This is a genomic window from Burkholderia sp. LK4, assembly GCF_001043615.1.
In the GTDB taxonomy this organism is placed as follows: Bacteria; Pseudomonadota; Gammaproteobacteria; order Burkholderiales; family Burkholderiaceae; genus Burkholderia; species Burkholderia cepacia.
Genome location: NZ_LDUL01000133.1, coordinates 1 through 362 on the forward strand (window position 1 = coordinate 1; position 362 = coordinate 362).

Here is a 362-nt window from a genome sequence, read left to right on the forward strand (position 1 = left end):
GGCGAGATCGAGACTCAGCTCGCACTCCACCCCGGCGTGCGCGACGTCGCCGTCATCGCGCGCGAGGACTCCCCGGGCGATCGTCGGCTCGTCGCCTACCTCTGCACCCGCGACGACTCCCCCGTCGACATCGAGGCCCTGCGCACCCATCTGCGCGGCCACCTGCCCGAGTACATGGTTCCTGCCGCCTTCGTCTGGATGGAGCAGTTGCCTCTCACACCCAACGGCAAGCTCGATCGTCGTGCTCTGCCCGCGCCCGACCTCTCCGCTCTACAGGTCCGTGAGTACGAGGCCCCCGTCGGCGACACCGAGCAAGCTATCGCCCGCATCTGGGCAGCACTGCTCAACGTCGAGCAAGTCGG

At 68.5% G+C, this 362-nt stretch carries 1 protein-coding gene; it reads left to right on the plus strand.

The window, feature by feature from the left end; all coding sequences use genetic code 11:
* Positions 1-362 (plus strand): AMP-binding enzyme (locus tag VK92_RS38280; RefSeq protein ID WP_048468245.1); only part of this gene is annotated, 362 nt, incomplete at both ends.